At 71.8% G+C, this 22,593-nt stretch carries 24 protein-coding genes; 7 read left to right on the top strand and 17 right to left on the bottom strand.

The features are described 5' to 3' along the window. Together VF825_RS07230 and dapA are read right to left on the bottom strand one after the other, a co-directional pair. Window positions 1-819: ribonuclease J (locus tag VF825_RS07230; protein WP_331111669.1), on the bottom strand; the 819-nt coding region annotated here is incomplete at its 3' end. Continuing rightward, window positions 816-1,706, bottom strand: coding sequence for a 4-hydroxy-tetrahydrodipicolinate synthase (gene dapA, locus VF825_RS07225; protein ID WP_331111667.1), 891 nt, complete (start codon window positions 1,704-1,706; stop codon window positions 816-818). The genes VF825_RS07230 and dapA, both read right to left, overlap by 4 nt. Window positions 1,707-1,811: 105 nt before the next feature. On the opposite strand from dapA, the gene VF825_RS07220 reads away from it, so the two are divergent. Further along, on the top strand, window positions 1,812-2,606 hold the full coding sequence (locus VF825_RS07220; RefSeq protein ID WP_331111665.1) for a thymidylate synthase: 795 nt from the start codon (window positions 1,812-1,814) through the stop codon (window positions 2,604-2,606). Beyond that, window positions 2,603-3,082, top strand: a complete 480-nt coding sequence (locus VF825_RS07215; RefSeq protein WP_331111663.1) for a dihydrofolate reductase — start codon at window positions 2,603-2,605, stop codon at window positions 3,080-3,082. The genes VF825_RS07220 and VF825_RS07215 overlap by 4 nt, the downstream gene beginning before the upstream one ends. A 41-nt stretch (window positions 3,083-3,123) precedes the next feature. Here the strand turns inward: VF825_RS07215 and paaE are convergent, their stop codons facing one another. The 5 genes from paaE to paaA form a co-directional block, all read right to left on the bottom strand. Continuing rightward, window positions 3,124-4,248 carry a 1,2-phenylacetyl-CoA epoxidase subunit PaaE gene (gene paaE, locus VF825_RS07210; protein ID WP_331111661.1) on the bottom strand — a complete coding sequence of 375 codons (1,125 nt, stop codon included), beginning with the start codon at window positions 4,246-4,248 and terminating at the stop codon, window positions 3,124-3,126. Further along, window positions 4,249-4,755 (bottom strand): 1,2-phenylacetyl-CoA epoxidase subunit PaaD, encoded by a 507-nt coding sequence (paaD, locus tag VF825_RS07205; RefSeq protein WP_414695790.1) that lies wholly within the window; start codon window positions 4,753-4,755, stop codon window positions 4,249-4,251. 62 nt (window positions 4,756-4,817) lie between these two features. Continuing rightward, window positions 4,818-5,600, bottom strand: a complete 783-nt coding sequence (paaC, locus tag VF825_RS07200) for a 1,2-phenylacetyl-CoA epoxidase subunit PaaC (protein WP_331111660.1) — start codon at window positions 5,598-5,600, stop codon at window positions 4,818-4,820. After that, complete coding sequence (paaB, locus tag VF825_RS07195) at window positions 5,597-5,932, bottom strand: 1,2-phenylacetyl-CoA epoxidase subunit PaaB (RefSeq protein WP_331111659.1); 336 nt, start codon at window positions 5,930-5,932, stop codon at window positions 5,597-5,599. The genes paaC and paaB overlap by 4 nt, the downstream gene beginning before the upstream one ends. Next, window positions 5,929-6,975 (bottom strand): 1,2-phenylacetyl-CoA epoxidase subunit PaaA, encoded by a 1,047-nt coding sequence (gene paaA / locus VF825_RS07190; protein WP_331111657.1) that lies wholly within the window; start codon window positions 6,973-6,975, stop codon window positions 5,929-5,931. Before paaA ends, paaB begins: the two co-directional genes overlap by 4 nt. Window positions 6,976-7,059: 84 nt before the next feature. On the opposite strand from paaA, the gene VF825_RS07185 reads away from it, so the two are divergent. The 3 genes from VF825_RS07185 to VF825_RS07175 are packed head-to-tail and all read left to right on the top strand — an operon-like array spanning window position 7,060 to window position 8,650. After that, window positions 7,060-7,650 (top strand): GNAT family N-acetyltransferase, encoded by a 591-nt coding sequence (locus VF825_RS07185; protein WP_331111655.1) that lies wholly within the window; start codon window positions 7,060-7,062, stop codon window positions 7,648-7,650. Then, window positions 7,647-8,339: an AzlC family ABC transporter permease gene (locus VF825_RS07180; RefSeq protein WP_331111654.1), complete on the top strand. Its 693-nt coding sequence runs from the start codon at window positions 7,647-7,649 to the stop codon at window positions 8,337-8,339. Before VF825_RS07185 ends, VF825_RS07180 begins: the two co-directional genes overlap by 4 nt. Continuing rightward, window positions 8,336-8,650: an AzlD domain-containing protein gene (locus tag VF825_RS07175; RefSeq protein ID WP_331111652.1), complete on the top strand. Its 315-nt coding sequence runs from the start codon at window positions 8,336-8,338 to the stop codon at window positions 8,648-8,650. Before VF825_RS07180 ends, VF825_RS07175 begins: the two co-directional genes overlap by 4 nt. A gap of 22 nt (window positions 8,651-8,672) precedes the next feature. On the opposite strand, the gene VF825_RS07170 is transcribed toward VF825_RS07175, so the two are convergent. The 5 genes from VF825_RS07170 to VF825_RS07150 all read right to left on the bottom strand — a co-directional run bounded on the left by VF825_RS07170 (window position 8,673) and on the right by VF825_RS07150 (window position 14,182). After that, window positions 8,673-9,047 carry a hypothetical protein gene (locus tag VF825_RS07170; RefSeq protein WP_331111650.1) on the bottom strand — a complete coding sequence of 125 codons (375 nt, stop codon included), beginning with the start codon at window positions 9,045-9,047 and terminating at the stop codon, window positions 8,673-8,675. Between the two features lie 4 nt (window positions 9,048-9,051). After that, window positions 9,052-9,798: a 4-hydroxy-tetrahydrodipicolinate reductase gene (gene dapB, locus VF825_RS07165; protein WP_331111648.1), complete on the bottom strand. Its 747-nt coding sequence runs from the start codon at window positions 9,796-9,798 to the stop codon at window positions 9,052-9,054. A gap of 216 nt (window positions 9,799-10,014) precedes the next feature. Beyond that, window positions 10,015-12,249 carry a polyribonucleotide nucleotidyltransferase gene (locus VF825_RS07160; RefSeq protein ID WP_331111646.1) on the bottom strand — a complete coding sequence of 745 codons (2,235 nt, stop codon included), beginning with the start codon at window positions 12,247-12,249 and terminating at the stop codon, window positions 10,015-10,017. A gap of 216 nt (window positions 12,250-12,465) precedes the next feature. After that, window positions 12,466-12,735 carry a 30S ribosomal protein S15 gene (gene rpsO, locus VF825_RS07155; protein ID WP_141787718.1) on the bottom strand — a complete coding sequence of 90 codons (270 nt, stop codon included), beginning with the start codon at window positions 12,733-12,735 and terminating at the stop codon, window positions 12,466-12,468. Window positions 12,736-12,922: 187 nt separating this feature from the next. Next, window positions 12,923-14,182 carry an MFS transporter gene (locus VF825_RS07150; RefSeq protein WP_331111634.1) on the bottom strand — a complete coding sequence of 420 codons (1,260 nt, stop codon included), beginning with the start codon at window positions 14,180-14,182 and terminating at the stop codon, window positions 12,923-12,925. Between the two features lie 84 nt (window positions 14,183-14,266). Between VF825_RS07150 and VF825_RS07145 the strand changes: the two genes are divergently transcribed. After that, window positions 14,267-14,800 (top strand): MarR family transcriptional regulator, encoded by a 534-nt coding sequence (locus tag VF825_RS07145; protein WP_331111631.1) that lies wholly within the window; start codon window positions 14,267-14,269, stop codon window positions 14,798-14,800. Here the strand turns inward: VF825_RS07145 and VF825_RS07140 are convergent. The 3 genes from VF825_RS07140 to VF825_RS07130 all read right to left on the bottom strand — a co-directional run bounded on the left by VF825_RS07140 (window position 14,766) and on the right by VF825_RS07130 (window position 16,607). Beyond that, on the bottom strand, window positions 14,766-15,557 hold the full coding sequence (locus VF825_RS07140) for a hypothetical protein (RefSeq protein ID WP_331111629.1): 792 nt from the start codon (window positions 15,555-15,557) through the stop codon (window positions 14,766-14,768). The genes VF825_RS07145 and VF825_RS07140 overlap by 35 nt on opposite strands. Window positions 15,558-15,760: 203 nt before the next feature. Next, window positions 15,761-16,183, bottom strand: a complete 423-nt coding sequence (ndk, locus tag VF825_RS07135; RefSeq protein WP_331111626.1) for a nucleoside-diphosphate kinase — start codon at window positions 16,181-16,183, stop codon at window positions 15,761-15,763. Window positions 16,184-16,193: 10 nt separating this feature from the next. Further along, window positions 16,194-16,607 carry a DUF4233 domain-containing protein gene (locus tag VF825_RS07130; protein WP_331111624.1) on the bottom strand — a complete coding sequence of 138 codons (414 nt, stop codon included), beginning with the start codon at window positions 16,605-16,607 and terminating at the stop codon, window positions 16,194-16,196. 168 nt (window positions 16,608-16,775) lie between these two features. On the opposite strand from VF825_RS07130, the gene VF825_RS07125 reads away from it, so the two are divergent. After that, window positions 16,776-17,918, top strand: coding sequence for an alpha/beta hydrolase (locus VF825_RS07125; protein ID WP_331111622.1), 1,143 nt, complete (start codon window positions 16,776-16,778; stop codon window positions 17,916-17,918). 56 nt (window positions 17,919-17,974) lie between these two features. Here the strand turns inward: VF825_RS07125 and VF825_RS07120 are convergent, their stop codons facing one another. Both VF825_RS07120 and ileS read right to left on the bottom strand, forming a co-directional pair. Further along, a complete protein-coding gene (locus VF825_RS07120) occupies window positions 17,975-19,372 on the bottom strand; it encodes a folylpolyglutamate synthase/dihydrofolate synthase family protein (protein WP_331111620.1) in 1,398 nt (465 codons plus the stop codon). After that, a partial coding sequence (gene ileS, locus VF825_RS07115; RefSeq protein ID WP_331111618.1) for an isoleucine--tRNA ligase occupies window positions 19,372-22,593 on the bottom strand: 3,222 nt, incomplete at its 5' end. The genes VF825_RS07120 and ileS, both read right to left, overlap by 1 nt.

Below are 22,593 nucleotides of genomic sequence, written 5' to 3'. Positions count from 1 at the left end.
CATGTTGCGCACCATCGAGCGGCCCACGAAGGCGACCTTGCGACCGTGCGCCGCCGCCGTGTCGAGCACCTGCTGCACGCGGTGCACGTGGCTGCTGAAGCACGCGACGATGATGCGCCGCTCGGCGTGCCGGAACACCTTGTCGATCGCGGGTGCGATCTCGAGCTCGGGAGTGGTGAAGCCGGGCACGTCGGCGTTGGTGGAGTCGGTGAGGAAGAGGTCGACCCCCTCCTCGCCCAGGCGCGCGAACGCGCGCAGGTCGGTCAGCCGGCCGTCGAGCGGCAGCTGGTCCATCTTGAAGTCGCCGGTGTGGAGCAGCGTGCCGGCCGGCGTGCGGATGGCCACCGCAAGCGCGTCCGGGATCGAGTGGTTGACCGCGACGAACTCGCAGTCGAAGGAGCCGAGGGTCTCGCGCTGCCCCTCCTTGACACCCAGGGTGTAGGGCGTGATCCGGTGCTCCTTGAGCTTGGCCTCGACCAGGGCCAGGGTCAGCTGCGAGCCGACCAGCGGGATGTCGGGCTTGAGGCGCAGCAGGAACGGCACCGCACCGATGTGGTCCTCGTGGCCGTGGGTCAGCACGATCGCGTCGACGTCGTCGAGGCGGTCCTGGATGTAGCTGAAGTCCGGCAGGATCAGGTCGATGCCGGGATGGTGGTCCTCGGGGAAGAGCACGCCACAGTCGACGACGAGCAACCGGCCGCGGTGCTCGATCACGGTCATGTTGCGGCCGACCTCGCCGAGGCCGCCGAGCGCGACGACGCGGACGCCGTCCTCTGCGAGCGGCGGCGGGGTGGTCAGCTCGGGGTGGGGATGACTCAAATCAGTCCTGCCTGTTCAAGACCGGACCGCACGGCGGCGACCTGGTCGTCGGTGGCTTCGACCAGCGGCAGGCGCACGGCAGCCGAGGCGATGACGCCCAGCTCCTTCAGTGCGGCCTTGGCCATGATCGCGCCCTGGGTGATGTTCATGACGGCGTCGACCGCGGGGATCAGGCGTCGGTGGATCTCGATGGCCCGCGGCAGGTCCCCCCGACCCACGGCGGCGACCATCTCGGCATACAGGTCTCCGGCGACGTGCCCGACCACGCTGACCACGCCCACGGCGCCCTGCGCCAGGTGCGGCAGGTTGATCACGTCGTCGCCGGAGTACCACTGGAGGTCGGTCGCGGCCATGACCTTGCTGGCGGCGAACAGGTCGCCCTTGGCGTCCTTGACGGCGGCGATCCGCTCGTGCTCGGCCAGGCGCAGCAGCGTCTCCGTGTGGATCGGGATGCCGGCCCGACCCGGGATGTCGTAGACCATGACCGGCAGGTCGGTGGCGTCGGCGACGGTGCGGAAGTGGGCGAGGACGCCCTCCTGTGGCGGCTTGTTGTAGTACGGCGTCACCACGAGCAGCCCGTGCGCGCCGGCCTTGGCCGCGGCCTCGGCACCCTCGACCGAGTGGGCCGTGTTGTTGGTGCCGACGCCGGCGACGACGCGCGCGCGGTCACCGACCGCCTCGACGACCGCGCGGAGCAGGTCGACCTTCTCCTGGTCCGTGGTCGTCGGGGACTCCCCGGTGGTGCCGCTGACGACGAGACCGTCGTTTCCGTGCTCGACCAGGTGCGTGGCCACCCGCTGCGCGCCCTCGAGGTCGACGGAGCCGTCGGGGTGCATCGGGGTGACCATGGCGGTCAGGACGGTGCCGAAGTGGGGCGTGTCGGGCATGAGGTGAGGCTATCGCCTCCGGTATGCCGGGTGCGGCGCCGCCCGCGCGGGGCGCCCCGCCGCGTCGGCCGGTCCGGGGTGGGTGCCCGGTGTTAGGTTGCCACCGTGCGGCAGTACCTCGACCTCCTCGACCACGTCCTGACCCACGGCACGCCCAAGGGCGACCGCACCGGCACGGGCACGCTGAGCGTGTTCGGCCACCAGATGCGCTTCGACCTCTCCGAGGGCTTCCCGGCGGTGACGACCAAGCGCCTGCACCTGAAGTCCGTGGTCGGCGAGCTGCTGTGGTTCCTGCGCGGGTCGACCAACGTGCGCTGGCTCCAGGAGCAGGGCGTGAGCATCTGGGACGAGTGGGCCGACGACCAGGGCGAGCTCGGCCCCGTCTACGGCTACCAGTGGCGCTCCTGGCCCACGCCGGACGGGCGCCACGTCGACCAGGTCGCCGCCGTCATCGAGTCGATCCGCACCAACCCCGACTCGCGGCGCCACATCGTCAGCGCGTGGAACGTCTCCGACCTCGAGCAGATGGCCCTGCCGCCGTGCCACACGCTGTTCCAGTTCTACGTCGCCGACGGCCGGCTCTCCTGCCAGCTCTACCAGCGTTCGGGCGACATCTTCCTCGGCGTGCCGTTCAACATCGCCTCCTACGCGCTGCTGACGCACATGGTGGCCCAGGTCTGCGAGCTCGAGGTCGGTGACTTCGTGCACACCCTCGGCGACGCCCACCTCTACACCAACCACGTCGATCAGGCCCGCGAGCAGCTGAGCCGAGAGCCCCGGGCGCTGCCGACCCTGCGGCTCAACCCCGACCGCAAGGGCATCGACGAGTTCGAGATGGGCGACGTCGAGCTGGTCGGTTACGACCCGCACCCGGCCATCAAGGCCCCCATCGCCGTATGACCGTCACCCTGCTGGCTGCGGTCGGGGCCAACCGCGTCATCGGCCGCGACAACGACCTGCCGTGGCGGCTGCCGGAGGACCTGGCCCACTTCAAGGCGGTGACCATGGGCCACACCCTGGTCATGGGCCGGCGCACCTTCGACTCGATCGGCCGGCCCCTGCCGGGCCGGCGCACCGTGGTCGTCACCCGTCAGCCGGACTGGGCGCACGAGGGCGTGGCGGTGGCCCACTCGCTGCCGGAGGCGCTGCGCCTCGCCGTCGCCGACGGTGACACCGAGGTCTTCGTCGTCGGCGGTGGGCAGGTCTACGCCGAGGCCCTGCCGGTGGCGACCCGGCTGTTGCTGACCGAGGTCGAGCAGGCCCCCGAGGGCGACACGCTCTTCCCCGAGGTCGACGCCGCCGACTGGTCCGAGACGGCCCGCGACCAGCGGGACGGCTTCGCGTTCGTCACCTACCAACGGGTCTGGCGGGACTGACCACCCCGGCGACCACCCGGGATACCGGCTGGGTCCGGCCCTCAGGCGTCGTAGTCGAGCGAGACGGCGTCCGTGACCGGGTGGGCCTGGCAGGCCAGCACGATCCCGGCCGCGACCTCCTCCGGTTCGAGGGCGTAGTTGCGCTCCATGCGCACCTCGCCGTCGACGACCCGCGCCCGGCACGTGCCGCACACGCCGCCGGTGCAGCTGTACGGCGCGTCCGGCCGCGCCCGCAGCGTGGCCGCGAGGATGGTCTCCTCCCGCGAGGGCATCTCGATCACCGTCGAGCGGCCGTCGAGGTTGACCGTCACCACGGCCTCCGGCGGGGCGCCCGGCTCCGCCGCCACCGGCGCCCGGGTGCCGGTGGGCTCCCCCGGCGCGTCGACGTGGAACACCTCGTGGTGCACGTGGTGGGGGTCGACGCCCCTCTCGGCGAGCAGCGCCTGGGAGGCCTCGACCAGGCCGAACGGCCCGCACAGGTACCACTCGTCGACCGTGTCCACCGGCAGGATGGTGGCGAACAGCCGCTCCAGCTTGTCGCGGTCGATGCGCCCGGTGAACAGCTCGACGTCCTGCGCCTCGCGGGAGAGCACGTTGATGAGGTGGAAGCGCCCCGGATAGCGGTTCTTGAGGTCCTCGAGCTCCTCGAGGAACATGATCGAGCTCGTCCGCCGGTTGCCGAGGACCAGCGTCGCCCGCGACCGCGGCTCCTCCTCCAGCGCGGTGGACAGCAGCGAGATCACCGGCGTGATGCCGCTGCCCGCGGCCAGCGCGACGTGGTGACGTATGCCGTCCGGCTCGGTCGGGCAGGTGAACCCGCCGAGGGGGGTCATCACCTCGATCGCGTCGCCGGGCTTGACCGACTCCCCCAGCCAGGTCGACATCAGCCCGCCGTCGACCCGCGCCGCCGCGACGCGGACCTGCCGGCGGCGCACGGCCTCGGACCGGGGCAGGCAGATCGAGTAGGACCGGCGCACGTCCTCGCCGTTGATCGTCGCGCGCAGGGTGAGGTGCTGGCCCGGCTCGAAGGCGAACTCGGCGGCGAGGTCCTCCGGCACGTCGAAGGACACCGCGACGGCGTCGTCGGTGAGCCGCTCGACGTCGGCGACGGTGAGGGTGTGGAAGCGGGCGCGCGGACGCGCCGGCTTGCTGATGAGCCCGGCCACTCAGATCGCCTTGAACTCGTCGAACGGCTCGCCGCAGGCGGTGCAGCGACGCAGCGCCTTGCAGGCGGTGGACCCGAAGCGGGAGATCTCCTCGGTGTCCTTGGACCCGCAGTGCGGACAGGCCACCTGGCGCAGCGAGAGGCCGACGCCGACCGGCCCCGCGGCCACGGCGCGCTGGCCGGGCGGGGCGATGCCGAACTCGGCGAGCTTGGCCCTGCCCTCCTCGCTCATCCAGTCGGTGGTCCAGGCAGGCGCCAGCCGGGTGGTGACCGAGGCGGTGTAGCCCTCGCGGGCGGCGACGTGCTCGATGCGCACCCGGATGGCGTCCATCGCCGGGCACCCGGAGTAGGTCGGGGTGATGACCACCCGCACGAGGTGCTCGACCTCGTCGACCGTGACCTCGCGCAGGATGCCGAGGTCCTCGATGGTGACCACGGGGACCTCGGGGTCGGGCACGTCCGCGATGGCCCGGCCCACCAGGGTGTCGAGGGCCCGCGAGGCAGGCAGGTCGAGGGTGACCGCGGCCCCGGGAGCGGTGAGGTCGGTCGTGGACGCGGGCAGGGTGGTGCTCACCAAGTCGCTCCGGGGTGGGATCGGGCGATGTGCTGCATCTCCGCCAAGAGGTAGCCCATCGGACGGGAGTGGATGCCGTCACGACCGCCACGGGAGCGCCACGTCGGCTGCTCGGGCAGCGCGAGCGTGGCCTGCGAGACCACGTGGCTGACGTAGGCAAAAGCATTGTCCCACAACGACTTTGGCCGTGCACCCACACCGAGGTCGGCCGCGGCGACGCTGACGGGGTCGTCGTCGAAGAGCTCGGCCACGTAGGGCGCGACGCGCTCCAGGGCCTCCTGCATCCGCTCGTGCGACTCGGGCGTGCCGTCACCCAGGCGCAGGACCCACTGGGTCGCGTGGTCACGGTGGTAGTCGACCTCCTTGACGGCCTTGAGCGCGACGCCCCGGATCACCTCGTCGTCGGAGGTGGCCAGCGCGGCGTACAGCTCGGCCTGGTAGGCGGAGAACCACAGCAGGCGCGCCATCTCGAAACCGAAGTCGCTGCGCTCCTGCTCGACGAGATGGACGTTGCGGAACTCGCGCTCATCGCGGAAGTAGGCCAGGTCGTCCTCGGTGCGGCCGGAGCCGTCGAGCGAGCCGGCGTGGCCGAGCAGCACCCGCGCCTGGCCGAGCAGGTCCAGGCCGATGTTTCCCAGGGCCATGTCCTCCTCGATCTGCGGGGCGCGGCTGATCCACTCCCCCAGGCGCTGGGCGTAGACGAGGGCGTCGTCGCCGAGCTGGAGGGCGTAGCGGGCGGTGAGCTGGGAGCCGGTGAGCTCTGTGGCGTGGATGCTCATAGGTACTCGACGTCCTCGGGCACGTCGTAGAAGGTCGGGTGACGGTAGACCTTGTCCGCCGCCGGGTCGAAGAAGGAGTCGCGCTCGTCGGGGCTGCTCGCGGTGATGTCGCTGGAGCGCACCACCCAGAGCGAGACACCCTCCTGGCGCCGGGTGTAGAGGTCGCGGGCGTTGCGCAGGGCCATCTGTGCGTCCGGGGCGTGCAGCGAGCCGACGTGGACGTGGGAGAGCCCGCGCTTGCCACGGACGAACACCTCCCACAGCGGCCAGCTGCGCTCGGGCGTGACCGGCACGGCGTCGCCGGAGCGGTCGTTCGGGGTGGGGATGCTCATGCGGCGCTCTCCTGGGCGTGGGCGCGGGCCTGCTTCGCGGCATACGCGTTGGCGGCCTCGCGCACCCACGCACCCTCCTCGTGGGCGCGCACGCGCCAGCTGATCCGCTCGGCGTTGCACGGGCCGTCGCCGCGCAGCACCCGCCAGAACTCGTCCCAGTCGATCGGGCCGAAGTCCCAGTGGCCGGTCTCCTCGTTGAACCTCAGGTCGGGGTCGGGCAGCGTCAGGCCGAGCTTCTGCGCCTGCGGGACGGTCATGTCCACGAACTTCTGGCGCAGGTCGTCGTTGCTGAACCGCTTGATGCCCCAGGCCATCGACTGCTCGGTGTGCCCGCCCTTGGCGGCCTCACCGGTGTCCGGCGGGCCGAACATCATCAGCGCCGGCCACCACCAGCGGTCGGCGGCGTCCTGGGCCATGGCCTTCTGGGCGTCGGTGCCGCGGCTCAGGGTCCACAGGATCTCGAAGCCCTGCCGCTGGTGGAAGGACTCCTCCTTGCAGACGCGGATCATCGCGCGGGCGTAGGGGCCGTAGGAGCAGCGGCACAGCGGCACCTGGTTCATGATCGCGGCACCGTCGACGAGCCAGCCGATCGCCCCGCAGTCGGCCCAGGTCAGCGTCGGGTAGTTGAAGATCGAGGAGTACTTCTGGCGGCCGGTGTGCAGCATGTCGAGCAGCTCGGCCCGGTCGATGCCCAGGGTCTCGGCGGCGCTGTAGAGGTAGAGCCCGTGGCCGGCCTCGTCCTGCACCTTGGCCATGAGGATCGCCTTGCGACGCAGGCTCGGCGCGCGGGTGATCCAGTTGCCCTCCGGCTGCATGCCGATGATCTCGGAGTGCGCGTGCTGGGCGATCTGGCGGATCAGCGTCTTGCGGTAGGCCTCGGGCATGTCGTCGCGCGGCTCGATGCGCTGGTCGGCGGCGATCAGCGCATCGAAGTCCGGCCCCACCTCGCCGCGCCGGTCCACGTGCGCGGCAGCCTGCTCCACGGCACCGGTCTCGGCGGCGTTGAGCGGCGCGTCGGGGTCGACGAAGTCGTTGCCATACATGGCTCCAGTATGACGAGGTGTTACACGTTGGCGCAATCCTGCCGACTTGGTGTCACACGATCGACCGGATGCGAGGATGGGCCCATGCCCCACGACCACGCCCACGAGCACCTGCACGAGCCGCAGCAGAGCGGCATCGTCGCCGACGCCAGTGTGCGCCTTGCCCGGGTGAGCGACGCCCCGGCGGTCGGGCTGGTCCAGGCCGCCGTGTGGCGCGAGGCCTACGCCGACGTGCTGCCGCCGGAGGTGCTCCATCAGTTCGAGGGGCCGGCGTTCGCCCGCGTGTGGCGGGACTCCCTGGCCTCGGCGCCAACCCCGCAGCACCGGCTGCTGGTGGCCTGCGCCGGGGAGCAGGTCGTCGGGTTCGTCGCGGTGGGCCCCTCCGCCGACCGCGACAGTGCCGGCACCTCGGGTGAGGTGCTCGCCATGGGCGTTCACCCCGAGGCCCGCAACACCGGGCACGGCTCGCGGCTGCTCAACGCCGCCGTCGACACGCTCCGCGGCGGAGGCTTCACGCGCATGGTCATCTGGCTGCTCGAGGAGGACGAGGGCGGCCGCGAGTTCCTCATCGCCTCGGGCCTGACGCCCGACGGCGCCTGGCGCGAGCGGGTCATCGACGCCGACGGCGGGACGGTGCGCGAGGTGCGCCTCGTGGCCGACCTCGGCGCCCCGTGAACGAGCTGCACCCACGCAGGCGCAGCCAGGTCCTGCGCCAGAGCCTGTCCGTCGGCGTGGCCACCGGTGCCTACGGCGTCAGCTTCGGGGCGCTGGCCGTCGCCTCCGGGCTGAGCCTGTGGCAGACCGTGGCCCTGTCGACGCTGCTGTTCTCCGGTGGCTCCCAGTTCGCCATCGTCGGCATCGTGGCCGCCGGGGGCTCCGGGGTGGCCGCCGTCGCCACGTCCTCGCTGCTCGGCCTGCGCAACAGCCTCTACGCCCTGCAGGTCTCCCGGATGCTCGACGTCCGCGGCCTGCGCCGGGTCGCCGCGGCGCAGCTGACCATCGACGAGTCGACCGCGGTGGCGGTGGGCCAGCCCGAGCGCCAGGCCAGCCGCCTCGGCTTCTGGGCCACCGGCGTCACGATCTTCGTGCTGTGGAACCTCGCCACGCTGGCCGGCGCCCTCGTCGGGGACGCGCTCGGGGACCCACGGGCCTACGGCCTGGACGCCGCGGCCTCGGCCGCCTTCCTGGCACTGCTGTGGCCGCGGCTGCGCACCCGCGAGGCGCAGGCCGTGGGTGTCGCGGCCGCCCTGGTCGCCCTGCTCCTCGCGCCGCACTCCCCCGCCGGCGTCCCGGTGCTCGTCGCCGCGGTCACCGCCGTCCTCGCCGGGCTGCGCCCCCGCCGCAACCGGGAGGTGCCGGCATGACGCTGTGGGCCACCGTGCTGACCGCCAGCGCCGGCGCGTTCGGTCTCAAGTACGCCGGGCACGTCGTGCCGCACCGCTGGCTCGACGGCCCGCGCACCCGGCGGACCACCGGGCTGCTGCCGGTCGCCCTGCTCGCCGCCCTGGTGGCCGTGCAGACGTTCACCACCGGTCACGCCCTCGCGCTCGACGCGCGGGCCGCCGGGGTCGCGGTCGCCGTGGTGGCGCTGCTGCTGCGGGCTCCGTTCCTCGTCGTGGTGGTCCTCGCGGCGGCGACCGCGGGCATCCTCCGCGCCGTTGGCCTCGCCGCCTGACGCCCACCCAGCGGCACACGGGTCAGGCGGAGCGGCTCTCCCGCCACGCCCGCACGGCGGCGCGGTAGGCGCGCTGCTCCGCGCTGCGCTCCCCCGCCTGGCGGTGGGCCTCGGCCTCGACCAGGTGGGCCCGCCACGCCTCGTCGGCAGGCCCGCTCGGTTCGCCCTGCTGCTGCATCATCGCGGAGCCGTCACGGGCGAACAGCACCAGCCGCCAGATCGCCCACAGGGCCACCACGGGCATCAGCACGACGCCGATGCCCAGCACAATCGGCACCACACGGCCGCCGCTGTCGGTGACGAGCAGCACGCCGCGCCAGCCGATGGTCACCGAGTAGAACGCCAGGACGACGAACAGCACGAGCGCGGTGATGCGCTCACGAGCCTTCTCGCGCAACGGATCAGGCCAGACCGAGGTAGTGCTCGAGCCCGACGGTCACGCCGGGGTGGTCGGCGACCTTGCGCACACCCTCCAGCACGCCGGGCATGAAGCTCACCCGGTCGAAGGAGTCGTGCCGGATGGTCAGGAGCTCGCCGGTCCCGCCGAAGAGCACCTCCTGGTGGGCGACGAGGCCACGCAGCCGCAGCGCGTGCACCGGTATGCCGTCCACGCGCGCCCCGCGCGCCCCGTCCGGGTCGTGGGTGGTCGCGTCCGGGACGTCGCCCAGGCCGGCCTCGCGGCGCGCGGCGCCGATCAGCGAGGCGGTGCGGGCGGCCGTGCCGGAGGGCGCGTCGACCTTGTCGGGGTGGTGCAGCTCGACCACCTCCACCGACTCGTAGAACCGGGCGGCCTGCTGGGCGAAGCTCATCATGAGGATGGCGCCGATGGCGAAGTTCGGGGCGATGAGCACGCCGACCCCGGGCTGGGCGTCGGCCTGCCGGCGCAGGGTCGCCAGCTTGTCCTCGTTCCACCCGGTGGTGCCGACGACGACGTGCACCCCCTGCGCCACGCAGTGCGCCACGTTGGCGGCGGAGGCGTCCGGCACCGAGAACTCGACGACCACGTCGGCGCCGGCGAGGTCGCCGAGCTCGTCCCCGTGGTCGAAGCGGCCCACGAGCTCGGTGTCCTCGGCGGCCTCGACCGCCCGGCACACCTCGGAACCCATGCGCCCGTCGGCGCCGATGACGGAGACCTTGATCGCGCTCACGCGGGCCAGCCTAGTGACCGGCCTGCGCCGCCCGGACAGCTGCCCGCCCGCTCAGTCCGTCCGCCCTCGCCCGGGAGCCGGGGACCGGCTCGCCCTCGGACCGGCTCGCCCTCGGACCGCCCGGCGGCAGGATGCGGCCCCCGCGCGGGGACTGTCACGCACCGAGGCCCGGCGCCCCTCGAGGGGGCACCGGGCCTCGGTGGCGTTCAGGAGGCGTCAGCCCTGCGCGGGCTCCTCGGCCTTGGCCTCACCGGCCGCGGCCTCGTCACCCTCGGGCAGGACCGCGGCGAGCGAGAGCTTGCCGCGCGGGTCGATCTCCTTGAGCTCGACCTGGACCTTCTGGCCGACCTTGACGACGTCGTCCACGGAGTCGATCCGCTTGCCGCCGACGAGCTTGCGCACCTCGGAGATGTGCAGCAGGCCGTCCTTGCCGGGCAGCAACGAGACGAACGCCCCGAAGGTCGTCGTCTTGACCACCGTGCCGAGGAAGCGCTCGCCGACCTCGGGCATCTGCGGGTTGGCGATCGCGTTGATCGCCGCGCGCGCGGCCTCGGCCGACGGGCCGTCGGTGGCACCGATGTAGACGGTGCCGTCGTCCTCGATGGAGATGTCGGCGCCGGTGTCCTCCTGGATCTGGTTGATCATCTTGCCCTTCGGGCCGATGACCTCGCCGATCTTGTCGACCGGCACCTTCACCGTGATGACGCGAGGCGCGAACGGGCTCATCTCGTCCGGGGTGTCGATGGCCTCGGCCATGACGTCCAGGATGTGCAGACGGGCGTCACGGGCCTGGGTCAGCGCGCCGGCCAGCACCGAGGCGGGGATGCCGTCGAGCTTGGTGTCGAGCTGGATGGCCGTGACGAACTCGCGCGTGCCGGCGACCTTGAAGTCCATGTCACCGAACGCGTCCTCGGCGCCGAGGATGTCGGTCAGCGCGGCGTACTGCGTCTGGCCGTCGACCTCGTCGGACACCAGGCCCATCGCGATGCCCGCGACCGGGGCGCGCAGCGGCACACCGGCGTTCATCAGCGCCAGGGTCGAGGCGCAGACCGAGCCCATGGACGTCGAGCCGTTGGAGCCGAGGGCCTCGGACACCTGACGGATCGCGTAGGGGAACTCCTCGCGGGTCGGCAGGACCGGCATGAGCGCACGCTCGGCCAGGGCGCCGTGACCGATCTCGCGGCGCTTCGGCGAGCCGACGCGGCCGGTCTCACCGGTGCTGTAGGGCGGGAAGTTGTAGTTGTGCATGTAGCGCTTGCGCGTGGTCGGCGACAGCGTGTCGAGCTGCTGCTCCATGCGGAGCATGTTCAGCGTGGTGACGCCCATGATCTGGGTCTCGCCACGCTCGAAGATCGCCGAGCCGTGCACGCGCGGCAGGACCTCGACCTCGGCGCCCAGGGCGCGGATGTCGGCCAGGCCGCGGCCGTCGATGCGCACCTTGTCGCGCAGGATCCGCTGGCGGACCAGCTTCTTCTGCACCGAGCGGTAGGCCGCCGACAGCTCCTTCTCGCGGCCCTCGAAGGACCCGGCGAGGGAGGCCTTCATGGCGTCCTTGATCTCGTCGAGGCGGTCCTCGCGCTCCTGCTTGCCGGCGATGGTGAGCGCCTGGGCCAGGTCGCCGGAGACGGCGGACTCGACCGCGGCGTAGGCGTCGTCCTGGTAGTCCAGGAAGATCGGGAACTCCTGGACCTCCTTGGCGGACTTGCCCGCGAGCTCGGCCTGGGCCTCGCACAGGACCTTGATGAACTTCTTGGACGCCTCGAGGCCCTCGGCCACGACCTCCTCGGTCGGTGCCTGCTTGCCCTCGTTCTTGACGAGGTTCCAGGTGGACTCGGTGGACTCCGCCTCGACCATCATGATCGCGACGTCGTCGCCGACGACCCGACCGGCGACGACCATGTCGAAGGTCGAGCGCTCGATGTCGGAGAAGTTCGGGAACGCCACCCACTGGCCGTCGATCAGCGAGACGCGGACGCCACCGATCGGGCCGCTGAAGGGCAGGCCGGAGATCTGGGTGGAGGCCGACGCGGCGTTGATCGCGAGCACGTCGTACTGGTGGTCGGGGTTGAGCGACAGCACCGTGATGACGACCTGGACCTCGTTGCGCAGGCCCTTGGTGAAGGTCGGGCGCAGCGGGCGGTCGATCAGGCGGCAGGTGAGGATGGCGTCGGTCGAGGGGCGGCCCTCGCGACGGAAGAACGAGCCGGGGATCTTGCCCGCGGCGTACATGCGCTCCTCGACGTCCACCGTCAGCGGGAAGAAGTCGAACTGGTCCTTGGGGGACTTGCCGGCCGTGGTCGTCGACAGCAGCATCGTGTCGTCGTCGAGGTAGGCGGCGACGGCGCCGCCGGCCTGCTTGGCCAGGCGACCGGTCTCGAACCGGACCGTGCGGGTGCCGAACGAGCCGTTGTCAATGGTGGCTTCGGCGAACTGAATCTCTGGACCCTCCATTGGGCCCTCCTGTTCTCTCATTCACAAACACCACGTGCATCGTCGTTGTGCACGGGCTTCCTTCGTGGGGGTGGTGCCCCCGGCACCGTATGCCGTGTGGCTGGGTCCGCGCGCGGGGCGCGCGGGTCCGGGCCCGGCATACAGGCCGCTCATGCGAAAGGAGGCGACCCGGACTCCGGCGAATCGGAGCGGGCCGCCTCCTTCACGTGAGACGTCTTATCGGCGCAGGCCAAGGCGCTTGATCAGCGAGCGGTAACGCTCGATGTCGGTCGCCTCGAGGTAGCGCAGCATGCGCTTGCGGCGGCCGACCAGCAGGAGCAGGCCGCGCCGGCTGTGGTGGTCGTGCTTGTGCTCGCGAGCGTGCTCGGTGAGGTCCTTGATCCGACGCGTGAGCATCGCGATCTGCACCTCGGGGGAGCCGGTGTCGCCCTCGTGGGTGGCGTATTCGGCGAGGATGTCCTTCTTCACAGCAGCGTCGAGGGCCACAGTGCTCCTTAAGTGTCGTTGCGCGGTGCCACAGGGCTGGTTCACCTGGGCTCTCTCTGATCCGCGGCCGGTTCACGGCAGTCAGCAAGGTTAGCAGCGGGGCCTCGCGCGCCCCTAATCGCGCCCGCCACCCCGAGGCCGGTGACCTGGCTCGGATGTTTCGCCTGGTCCCCCCGAAGGTGAGGGCTCAGGCTACCGGCGCGGGCGCCGGCTCGGACCGGGGTGCGACCGGTGCCTCGGCCGGTGTGCCCCGGAGCAGGACCCGCAACCGCCAGGCGGACCCGACGGCGAGGACGCTGATGCCGACGTGCGCGGCGAGGAAGACGCCTCCGGTGCCACCGCTGAGCGCGAGGCCGGCGAGCAGCGGGCCGGCCGCGGAGACCCCGGTCTGCAACGCCGAGAACACCCCGAGGGTGGTGCCGACCATGCCGGCCGGGGCGAGGCTGGCGGTGAGCGGGTTGAGCACCGGGGCGTACATCGTCTCGCCCAGCGCGAAGACGCCGAACGCGGTCACGAACAGCGCCCCGGCAAGGCCGGGCACGTGGTCGGCGAGCGCGAGCAGGCCCCACGAGGTGACCCAGACCGCGCCGACGACCACCAGCAGCGCCGGCGCCGAACGACCGGCGGTGAACCGGGTGACGACCATCTGCAGCAGGATGATGACGAGGCAGTTGACCGCCGAGGCGGTGCCGACGGTGCGCTCGGGCACGGAGAGCACGGTGATCGCATACGCCGGCAGGCCACTCTCGAACTGCGCGTAGAAGCCCAGGGCGAGGGTGATTGTGACCAGGGCGGTCCACCGCAGTGCGGGGCTGGCCAGGATGAGCCGTATGCCGGCCGCGCCGGTCCCGGTCGCAGCCTCCTCCGGTCGGGCGACCAGCTCGGGCTGCGGTGCCCGGCCCAGACCGGTCGCGCCGAGCAGCGCCGCGGACAGGGCGAAGCCGACCGCGGCCGTGGCGAAGGCGGGCCACATGCCGTGGGGGCGGTGCAGGTCCACGAGGTAGCCGGCGGCGAACGAGCCGACGGCCATGCCGAGCGCCTGGCCGGTGAACTGCCAGGCGAAGACCCGGCGCCGGTCGGCCTGGCCCACCCAGCGCAGGACGAGCACCGACATCGCGGGGCTGGCGCCGGTCAGGCCGACCCCGAAGACGAACATGCCGGCGAGGAACACGCCTGGCGTCTCCGCGAGCAGCAGCGACCCGGTGCCCAGCGCGGCGACGAGCTTGGCGACGACGGCCACCCGGACCGGGTCGAGCCGGTCGGTCAGCCGGCCGGCCACGGGCGCGGCGACCAGGGCACCGATGGAGAACAGGCTCGAGGCCCCGGCGGCGACGAAGGGGCCCCAACCACGGGTGTTGGCGGCATACGCGTACTGGTAGGGCAGCACCGTGCCCCAGCCGAGCATGCCGATGGTCGAGGCCAGGATCAGCAGACGGGCGCGCCGCACCGGACCTTCCTTTCAGACTTGCAAGCCGTAATCTTGCATAACGAATATTTCGATATCGAAATCTTAGCATGGCAGGATGACGCCATGAGCAACGTGAAGCGGGGCGGAGCGCGCCGGGAGTCCGAGCACGAGCGCTACCGGGCCGACGTGGCGGCCTACGTCGCCGCTGGTGGTGAGGAGTCGGTGCAGCGGGTGATCACCGCGGTCCACGGCCTGGCCCGGCGGATGAACCAGTGGTACGCCCACCAGCTGGCCGACCTCGACCTGTCCGCCGGGGAGTGGGGGGTGCTGGCCCGGCTGGCCACGTCCGGCGACGGCGCCGCGATGACGCCGAGCCAGCTCGCCGAGGCCACCAACGTCGCCGCCTCCTCGATGACCCACCGGCTGGACCGCATGGCCGAGCGTGGCCTGATCGCGCGGGCTGCCGATCCCGGCAACCGCACCCGGGTCCTGGTCACGCTCACCAAGGACGGCTGGGCCACCTTCAAGGCCGCCATCCGGGAGGCCAACCTGGTCGAGTCCGACGTGCTCGCCCCGCTGACCCACGCCCAGCGCGAGCAGCTCGCCTCCCTGCTCGAGGTCGTCATCGCCGGTCTGGACGAGGTGGCTCCGGGCTGAGCCACCGGGCACGCCACAGGGGGACGCTGACGCCGAGGACGAAGACGAGCAGCAACAGGCTCGGTCCGAGCAGGACGGCCGACGCCGTCGAGGAGAAGCCGGTGTGCGCGGTCAGCACTCCCCCGGCGACCAGGCCCGCACCGGCGACCGAGGCCACCCACCCCGTCCACCGGGGCAGCAGCCGCCCGACGACGATGCTCAACCCCAGCGCGAGCAACGAGATGCCACCGAGCATCTGGAAGAACCCGCCCAGCCCCTTCTCCAGGTCGCGCACCGCGGAGGCGGTGAGGAAGGCGGCCTCCTTGTCGGCGGCGCCGGTGGCCGTCACCCAACGGTGCACCGCACCCTTGAGCGCCACCCCGTCGACGGCCATCTGGACCGCGAAGACGGCGGCGTAGAGCAGCGCGGCGACGCCCCCGACCGTTGCCAGGACGCCGACGACCCCGCGCCGGACGGCTCCGAGGCGGGCAACCGTCAGGAGCATCAGAGACACGAGGAACGCGCCGGCGAACTGGCCGATGTGCACGGCGGTCCAGGTGCTCGACCGGCTGTACTCCAGGAAGGCCGCCACGCTGTCGTTAGGCGGGGACTTCGCCGGGTGCAGCTGGTCCATCACGACCTCGAGGAGGATCCCGGCCACCCCCGCTGCCGCGGCGAACCGCACCATCGAGCGGTCAGGTCCGGCCAGGCCGCTGCGCCCGGCCTCCGTCGCCGACGAGCCCCCGTGGACGTGTGCCGAGTCAGATCGCGTCGCCATGACCATGCTCCTCAGGGGCGACCCGGCAGCGGCCCGGCCGGCAGGAGCCGTTCGCCCGCTCCAGTCAAGGCCCCCGGCGGGCGCCCGGCAACCCGCCCCCCACCGCAGGTATGCCGCGTGGCCGGCCACGCGGCATACAGCCCGGACACGCGCCAGGCCCGTTCCGCAGCTGCGGAACGGGCCTGGCGAAGGTCAGGCGGGGCTCAGGCGAGCCCGGGGAACCAGATCTCGATCTCGCGCTTGGCCGACTCCGGGGAGTCCGAGCCGTGCACGATGTTCTGCTGGACCTTCAGCCCCCAGTCGCGGCCGAGGTCGCCGCGGATGGTGCCGGGCAGAGCGGCCGTCGGGTCGGTGGCGCCGGCCAAGGCACGGAAGCCCTCGATGCACCGCTCCCCCTCGATGACGGCGGCGGTCACCGGGCCGCTGGACATGAAGTCCACCAGCGGCTCGTAGAACGGCTTGCCCTCGTGCTCCGCGTAGTGCAGCGCCAGCCGGTCCTGGTCGGGGACGAACACCGACAGGGCCACGAGCGAGTAGCCCTTGGCCTCGATCCGCCGCAGCACCTCGCCGGAGAGTCCGCGCTTGAAGCCGTCGGGCTTCACCAACACCAGGGAACGCTCAGTCATGGGCCGGAGCCTACCGATCGGCGGGCGGGGAGGCCGAGCCGGCCTCGGCCAGGTGAGCCCGCGTGAGGGCGTCCATCCTGGCGCCCTGCACCAGCGCGGTGACCCAGAGCGCGCCGAAGATCAGGCCCACCACGAGCATCATCGGGACGACGAACGCGGACAGGAGCGTGGCGAGCTGCAGCACCCAGCCCAGGGTGATCCCCCACGGGCGGCGTAGCAGACCCGCGTCGAGGATGCACAGCACCGCGATGACGCTGCCGACCGCCAGGAAGGCCCCCGAGCTCGACTCGCCGCGCGCCTCCGCGAGGGCGCGGGCCACGAGGGCGCCGAAGAAGACCGCCAGGCCCTGGCTGCCGATGACCGTGGCGGCGAGACGACGCGTCATCTTCTCGGGGACGCCGTAGAGGACCAGGGAGCTCAGCACCGGTCCAGTCTCCCATTGCCGGCCGGGCCGCCCCCGCGCGGGCAGAAGATCCCCAGCCCGCACTCAGCACCCGTGCAGCAACCGTCCCTACGGTGGCTCCCAGCGCTGACGACGCGTTGTCCCGTGCGCCGGGGCCACTAGGGAGGAGCAGGTAGCAGGGTGTTCTCGTTGACCGGGTGGCTGTTCCTGACGCTGGTGGCGGTGGCCACCGTGGCCTCCTTCGTCGCCCTCGTCCTCTTGTGGCCGTCGCTCTCGGGCCGCGGGTGGAGCCGCTTCGCCCGGCGCGCCGGGCTGCTGCTGGGGGTCAACGTGCTGGTGCTCCTCACCGCGGCGACGCAGCTCAACGCGCAGTTCCTCTTCTTCGCGGACTGGACGGACCTCAAGGGCGCCCTCAGCAACACGGTCACGACGACGGCGGTCAAGCGGGGCGCCACCGCCACCGACGCGGCATCGCGTGCGGTCGCAGGCGCCGCCGCGAAGAGTGGGACCGCCACCCTGCCGGCGCTGGCCACCACGTCGGATGGCGAGGGGAACCTGCTCTACACCGTCCACGGGCCGCGCAGCGGCATCACCGGCCTCGTGGTGGTGCGGCTGCCCGACGGCTACGCCAGCCCGGCCAACGCCTCGGTCCGCTACCCCGTGCTGGAGACGTTCCACGGCTACCCCGGCTCGCCGTTCAACTGGGTGCGCACCATGGGACTGGGGTCGGCGATGGCCCAGCAGGTCGCGGCGCACCGGATGCGCCCGGCGCTCATCGTCTCTCCCGACCTGCAGATCCCCGCCGGCGCCGACACCGAGTGCGTCAACGGACGCCCGGGCACCCCGCAGATGGAGACCTGGCTGACCCGCGACGTGCCCGAGTGGGTGGCGCGCACGTTCCGCGTCAGCACCAACCGGTCCTCGTGGGCGACGATCGGGCTGTCCTCAGGTGGCTGGTGCGCCGCCATGGCGGCGATGCTCCACCCGGCGCAGTACAGCGCCGCGGTCGTCATGGGTGGCTACTTCCGACCTGAGTTCGGCCCGAACTACGAGCTGTACGCCCCGGGCAGCGCGCTGGCCCGACGCTACGACCTGGTCGCCCTGACCCACCGGCGGCCACCGCCGGTGGCCCTGTGGATGGAGACCTCCCACACCGACCCGGTGTCGTACACCTCGAGCGCCGAGCTGCTCAAGGTGGCCCGGCCACCGCTGGCGGTCGACGGGATCGTGCTCCAGCACGCCGGGCACCGCGCCGGGGTCTGGCTGAGCCTCCTGCCGGGCGCGCTCACGTGGCTGGGACGCAACGTCCCCGGCTTCGCGCCCACCAGCTGAGCCCGCGGGTCCGGCGTCCGGGCCGCCGCGACGGGGTTCGCTCGGCGACCCGGCGCTCAGACCTCGGTGACGCCGAGCAGCAGGCGGACCTCGGCGGCGGTGGTGATCGAGCCGGTGGCCAGCACTCCCCCGGCGACGCCGCCCTCGTCGGCCAGCCCGGCGGCCCGGTCGAGGGCCTCCGGCAGGCTGTCGACGACGGTGACGCGGTTCTCGCCGTAGATCTCGGTGGCGAGGTCGCCCAGGGCCTTGGGGCTCATGGCACGCGGGGAGGTGGTGCGGGTGACCACGACCTCGTCCAGCACCGGCTCGAGGACCTCGAGCATCTGCGTGGCGTCCTTGTCCGCGAGCACCGCGATGACGCCGATGATGCGGGCGAAGTTGAACGAGTCCTCCAGCGCCGCGCGCAGCGCCTCGGCGCCCGCGGGGTTGTGCGCCGCGTCGACGAGGACCGTGGGTGAGCGGCGCACGATCTCCAGTCGCCCCGGGGAGGACATCTCGGCGAAGGCGGCGCGCACCACGTCGATGTCCAGCGGCTGCTCGCCACCGCCGATGAACGCCTCCACCGCCGCGAGCGCGATCGCGGCGTTGTGCCCCTGGTGGGCGCCGTGCAGTGGCAGGAACAGGTCGTTGTAGTCACCGGACAGGCCACGGATCGACACCTGCTGGCCCCCGACCGCGATGTCGCGGGCCAGGACACCGAACTGGCTGCCCTCCACGGCGGTGGTCGCACCCACCTCGGCGGCGCGCTCGAGCAGGATCTCGGTGACCTCGGGCTCCTGCACGCCGATGACGGCGAGGGCGCCCTCCTTGATGATGCCGGCCTTCTCGGTCGCGATGTCCTCCACGGAGGAGCCCAGGAAACGCTCGTGGTCCAGGGCGATCGGCGTCACGACGGCGACGGTGCCGTCGGCGACGTTGGTCGCATCCCAGGAGCCGCCCATGCCGACCTCGACCACCGCGACGTCGACGGGGGCGTCGGCGAACGCGGCGTAGGCCACGGCGACGACGACCTCGAAGTACGTCATCCGGGGTCCGCCCTCGTCGACCGACTTCGTGTCGACCATCTCGATGTAGGGCAGCACCTCCTCGTAGGCCGCGACGAACTTCTCCGGCGGGATCGGCTTGCCGTTCAAGGCGATCCGCTCACGGATGTCGTGCAGGTGCGGCGAGGTGAACCGCCCGGTGGACAGGCCCGCCTCGCGCAGCAGCCGCTCGATCATCCGGGTGGTCGAGGTCTTGCCGTTGGTGCCGGTGACGTGGATGACCGGGAAGGCCCTCTGCGGGTCACCGAGCAGCTCCATCACCGCGGCGATGCGGTCCAGGGACGGCTCGAGGTCGTGCTCGGGCGTGCGGGCAAGGATCTCCTGCTCCACCTCCCGCATCCGCTTGCGCAGCTCGAGCTGCTCGGCGGCGTGCTGCTGGGCCGCGTCGGGGCGGCCGGTCGAGGGCGCCATCAGAGCTTCCTCACCAGGATGCGGATGGCCTGGCCGTCGCCGACGGTGGCCTCGACGCCCTGGCCCTCCGGGAGCTGGTGCGCCGAGCCTGCCGAGCCGAACTGGGTTGCCAAGGTCTCCTCCATGATGAGCTGCTGGTGGGTCACGGTGGCCTGCCAGACCTCGTCGTCGCCGGTCACCGTCAGGCTGATCCGGTCGCTGATGTCCAAGCCGGCGTCGCGGCGGGCCTGCTGCACCGCCCGGACCACGTCGCGGGCCAGGCCCTCGGCGGCCAGCTCCGGCGTCACCGTCGTGTCGAGCACGACGAAGCCGCTGCCCGGGAGCATGCCCGTGGCCCTGCTGCCCTCGCCGTGGCCGTCCTCGGCCACCACCGTCTCGAGGGTGTACTCCCCCTCATGCAGCGGCAGCCCGCCGGCCACGACGCCGCCGTCCTCCTGCACGGACCAGTCGCCGGACTTGCTCGCCTTGATGGCGACCTGGACCTGCTTGCCCAGGCGCGGCCCGGCGGCGCGGGCGTTGACGGTCAGCTTCTGGGAGATGCCGAAGTCCGCCTCGCTCGCCGAGGCCACGTCGACGAGGGTCACCGTGCGGACGTTGACCTCGTCGGCGACGACCGCGCCGAAGGACTCCAGCGCCGCGGCGTCCTCGGTGACGACGGTCAGGTCCTGCAGCGGCAGCCGCACGCGCAGCGCGTTGGCCTTGCGCAGGCCCAGCGCCGTCGAGCAGATCTCCCGCGCCCGGTCCATCGCCGCGACGAGCGGCTCGTCCGAAGGCAGGTCGGAGGCCACCGGCCAGTCGGTGAGGTGCACCGAGCGGCCACCGGTGAGCCCGCGCCAGATCTCCTCGGTGGTGAAGGGCAGCAACGGCGCCGCGACCCGGGTGAGCACCTCGAGGGTGGTGTAGAGGGTGTCGAACGCGGCCGAGGCCGAGCCGTCACCGGCGGTGTCCCAGAACCGCTCCCGCGAGCGCCGGATGTACCAGTTGGTCAGCACGTCGAGGAAGCCGCGCACCGAGTCGCAGGCCGAGGCCACGTCGTAGGTGTCCAGCTGGTCCTGCACGTCCTGCACGAGGTCGCGCAGCTTGGCCAGCAGGTAGCGGTCGAGCACGTCCTCCGAGGCGGTGGACCACCTCGCCTCGTAGCCGGCGCCCCCGCCCGCGGCGTTGGCGTAGAGGGAGAAGAAGTACCACGCGTTCCACAGCGGGATGAGCACCTGGCGGACCCCGTCGCGGATGCCCTGCTCGGTGACGATCAGATTGCCACCGCGCAGGATCGGGCTGGACATGAGGAACCAGCGCATCGCGTCGGCGCCGTCGCGGTCGAAGACCTCGGAGACGTCCGGGTAGTTGCGCAGCGACTTGCTCATCTTCTGGCCGTCGTTGCCCAGCACGATGCCGTGGCTGACGCAGTTCTGGAACGCGGGCCGGTCGAACAGCGCCGTGGCCAGGATGTGCATCGTGTAGAACCAGCCGCGGGTCTGGCCGATGTACTCCACGATGAAGTCGCCCGGGAAGTGGTGCTCGAACCACTCGGCGTTCTCGAACGGGTAGTGCACCTGCGCGAAGCTCATCGAGCCGGAGTCGAACCACACGTCGAGGACGTCGGTGACGCGGCGCATCGTCGAGCGGCCCGTCGGGTCATCGGGGTTGGGCCGGGTCAGCTCGTCGATGAACGGCCGGTGCAGGTCGGTGACCTCGACGCCGAAGTCCCGCTCGAGCTCCTCGAACGAGCCGTAGACGTCGACGCGCGGGTAGTTCGGGTCGTCGGACTTCCACACCGGGATCGGGCTGCCCCAGAAGCGGTTGCGGCTGATCGACCAGTCGCGGGCGTTGGACAGCCACTTGCCGAACTGACCGTGCTTGACGTGCTCTGGCACCCACGTGATCTGCTCGTTGAGCTCGACCATCCGGTCCTTGAACTTGGTGACCTCGACGAACCAGCTCGAGACCGCCTTGTAGATCAGCGGCTTCCGGCAGCGCCAGCAGTGCGGGTAGGAGTGCACGTAGCTCTCCTCGCGCACCAGCAGCCCGGCGGCCTTGAGGTCGTTGATGATCGGGCGGTTGGCCTCGAACGCCTGCAGCCCCTGGTAGGGCGGCACCGCGGCGGTGAACTTCGCGCCCTCGTCGACGGTGAGGATGGTCGGGATACCGACCGCCTCACACGCCTTCTGGTCGTCCTCGCCGTAGGCCGGGGCCATGTGCACCACGCCGGTGCCGTCGTCGGTGGTGACGTGGTCGCTGGCGATGACCTGCCAGGCGTTCTCGGTGCCCCACACCGCGGTGTCGGTGAGGAAGTCGAAGATCGGGGCGTAGCGCCGGCCGACGAGCTCGGATCCCTTGTGGCGCGCCACGACCCGGTCACGGGCGTCCTCCCCCAGCTCCCGCGCATACGCCCCCAGGCGCGCCTCGGCCAGGACATAGCGCGAGCCGTCGTGCTCGACGGTGACGTAGTCCAGGTCCGGGCCGACGGCCATGGCCAGGTTGCTCGGCAGGGTCCACGGCGTGGTCGTCCAGGCGAGGAGCTTCTCGCCGGTCTCCAGCGTCACCGCGACGGTGACCGAGGGGTCCTGGCGCTGTTGGTAGACGTCCTCGTCCATGCGCAGCTCGTGGTTGGACAGAGGCGTCTCGTCGTTCCAGCAGTAGGGCAGCACGCGCATGCCCTCGTAGACCAGGCCCTTGTCGTAGAGCGTCTTGAACGCCCAGATGACGCTCTCCATGTACTCCGGGTTGAGCGTCTTGTAGTCGTTCTCGAAGTCGACCCAGCGGGCCTGGCGGGTGACGTACTCCTCCCAGTCCTGGGTGTACTTCAGCACCGACTCGCGGCAGGCAGCGTTGAACTTCTCGATGCCCAGCTCGAGGATGTCGGCCTTGGTCTTCAGCCCCAGCTTGCGCTGCGCCTCGAGCTCGGCCGGCAACCCGTGGGTGTCCCAGCCGAAGCGGCGCTCGACCCGGCGCCCACGCATCGTCTGGTAGCGCGGGATGAGGTCCTTGACGTAGCCGGTGAGCAGGTGGCCGTAGTGCGGCAGGCCGTTGGCGAACGGCGGCCCGTCGTAGAAGACGAACTCGTTGGAGCCGTTCTCGCCGGCGTCACGGTTCGCGACCGACGCCTGGAAGGTCCCGTCCTCGGCCCAGTAGCGCAGGATGCGTTCCTCGATCTCGGGGAACCGCGGGCTCGCGACAACAGCCTGCGGGCGCGCCGCGTCACCGGGGGTGCTGAGGAAGTC

Origin of the sequence: Oryzihumus sp., assembly GCF_036391795.1 — a bacterium.
Lineage (GTDB): Bacteria > Actinomycetota > Actinomycetes > Actinomycetales > Dermatophilaceae > Oryzihumus.
The sequence above is the reverse complement of the archived record's forward strand: the minus strand, read 5'-3'. Positions and strand labels throughout refer to the sequence as shown.

Coding starts and splice junctions, on each gene's coding strand:
- dapA (WP_331111667.1), bottom strand. CDS start 1,706: ATGCCCGACACGCCCCACTTCGGCACCGTCCTGACCGCCATGGTCACC.
- VF825_RS07215 (WP_331111663.1), top strand. CDS start 2,603: ATGACCGTCACCCTGCTGGCTGCGGTCGGGGCCAACCGCGTCATCGGC.
- paaC (WP_331111660.1), bottom strand. CDS start 5,600: ATGAGCATCCACGCCACAGAGCTCACCGGCTCCCAGCTCACCGCCCGC.
- paaB (WP_331111659.1), bottom strand. CDS start 5,932: ATGAGCATCCCCACCCCGAACGACCGCTCCGGCGACGCCGTGCCGGTC.
- paaA (WP_331111657.1), bottom strand. CDS start 6,975: ATGTATGGCAACGACTTCGTCGACCCCGACGCGCCGCTCAACGCCGCC.
- VF825_RS07185 (WP_331111655.1), top strand. CDS start 7,060: ATGCCCCACGACCACGCCCACGAGCACCTGCACGAGCCGCAGCAGAGC.
- VF825_RS07175 (WP_331111652.1), top strand. CDS start 8,336: ATGACGCTGTGGGCCACCGTGCTGACCGCCAGCGCCGGCGCGTTCGGT.
- VF825_RS07160 (WP_331111646.1), bottom strand. CDS start 12,249: ATGGAGGGTCCAGAGATTCAGTTCGCCGAAGCCACCATTGACAACGGC.
- VF825_RS07145 (WP_331111631.1), top strand. CDS start 14,267: ATGAGCAACGTGAAGCGGGGCGGAGCGCGCCGGGAGTCCGAGCACGAG.
- VF825_RS07140 (WP_331111629.1), bottom strand. CDS start 15,557: ATGGCGACGCGATCTGACTCGGCACACGTCCACGGGGGCTCGTCGGCG.
- ndk (WP_331111626.1), bottom strand. CDS start 16,183: ATGACTGAGCGTTCCCTGGTGTTGGTGAAGCCCGACGGCTTCAAGCGC.
- VF825_RS07120 (WP_331111620.1), bottom strand. CDS start 19,372: ATGGCGCCCTCGACCGGCCGCCCCGACGCGGCCCAGCAGCACGCCGCC.